Genomic DNA, 1,739 nt, shown 5'->3' on the forward strand with positions numbered 1-1,739 from the left:
CTTCCGGCCCAAGGAACACGAACATCATCAGGCATAGGATACGGGATGAGTCTGCCAAACAAGACGAAGTCCAATTAACTCAACTTTCGCAGAGCGAAAATGAGAGTATTCCCTTGGTACAACAAGTTTAAAGCCGATTTTAGAATGCTCCTTGAAAAATAGAAAAACACCACTCCGTTTGGTAAAGTGAAAGTGTCGAGGAATCACTACCATACAGGAGAGGTGTCCTTTCTATGATAGAGCAAACTCAACAAAACAATCAACTCCCTGCCGAAATCAAAATGGCTTGGAAAGAACTGAAAGTGCTGCATCACTTGAAAACCGCAGGTTTTAAAAAGAATTTTGGCTTTACCTGCTCGTATCTGTTCCAACTTGTGTTTGTCCTCTTGTTTCATCACAAGAACTGGTTTCGCTTGTTGGAGAGCAAGAAAGGTGAGATGTTCCCCGGCAAGGATACGGTATACCGTTTTCTCAACCATAGCGGTTATGCGTGGCGTCGCTTTTTGACACTACTCAGTTGCACCACCATTGACAAAGTGCAAGCCCTCACATCAATAAATCGTGTATCGGTTTTTGTAGTCGACGATTCTATGTTTGAACGCAACCGTAGTAAGGCTGTCGAGATGCTGTCTCGATTCAAAGATCATGCGACAGGTTGCTATTACAAAGGCTTTCGCATGCTCACGCTGGGATGGTCAGACGGTCACACGTTTATTCCGGTAGATTTTTCTTTACTCGCTTCTCTAAAATCTCAAATCAACGGAATGATGGAGGGAATCGACAAGCGAACGTCGGGCTATAAGCGTCGATTAGAAGCGCTGTTGCCTGCCCCGGAAGTCATTCCTGCCATGATTGATCGAGCTATTCAATCAGGTATGAGCGCCTCTTACGTGCTTATGGACAGTTGGTTTACGCACGCCCCCTTAATTCAATCGGTTCGTGCGCGAGATTTGGACGTAATCGGAATGGTCAAAGCAGACAACAAACGCTACCTTGTTGGTCAACATCGCCTGTCGTTACAGGAACTTTATTTCGCGGCAACACCTATACAAGGAAAAAAGAAAGGCATACTGCGTTCCATTCACACAGAATTGTCTCCGGGTATTCCTGTCATCATGGTGTTCGTGCGCCACCGCTCAAACAAAAAGGAATGGCTCGCTATATTGAGTACGGATTGCTCACTAACGGAAGAAGAGATTATCAAAATCTACAGTATCCGCTGGGATATTGAGGTGTTCTTTAAGTGTGCCAAATCACTATTGCGGTTACAAAAAGAGTTCCAGGGCAGATCATATGATCTGCTGATCAGTCATACAACGATTGTCTTCTCTCGTTACATTCTGCTGGCATGGCAGCATAGGCAAAGCACCGATCAACGCACACTGGGCGGGTTATTCCATCTTCTATGCGATGAAGTAAGCCAACTTGATTGGGCAGTTGCTTTAAAGCAACTCATTGATCTCATCGAGGACATTGCTCAAAAGGCAAACAAGAAGATCACAAAACTGATTAAAACGCAACTCCAACAATGGATCATGGGTTTACCCAGCTATATCAAGGGTTACCTACCTAATTTGAGCTGCGAAAGTTGAGTCATTGAGTAAAAGAATCTAAAATATCTCTTTTTCTGCCCCATTCCCATCATCTATACTTGTCTAAAGCAAAACAGACAGAAAAGGAGTGGGGCTATGCATTTGCGCTTAAGAAAAGCAGCATGGGGAATAATCACTACATCACTG

At 44.1% G+C, this 1,739-nt stretch carries 1 protein-coding gene; it reads left to right on the forward strand.

The features are described from left to right. Window positions 1–233: 233 nt before the first annotated feature. Window positions 234–1,592 carry an IS4 family transposase gene (locus EDM52_RS23550; protein ID WP_057134102.1) on the forward strand — a complete coding sequence of 453 codons (1,359 nt, stop codon included), beginning with the start codon at window positions 234–236 and terminating at the stop codon, window positions 1,590–1,592. The last annotated feature ends 147 nt before the right edge of the window (window positions 1,593–1,739 follow it).

Origin of the sequence: Brevibacillus invocatus (assembly GCF_003710915.1) — a bacterium.
Lineage (GTDB): Bacteria > Bacillota > Bacilli > Brevibacillales > Brevibacillaceae > Brevibacillus > Brevibacillus invocatus.

Coding starts and splice junctions, on each gene's coding strand:
- EDM52_RS23550 (WP_057134102.1), top strand. CDS start 234: ATGATAGAGCAAACTCAACAAAACAATCAACTCCCTGCCGAAATCAAA.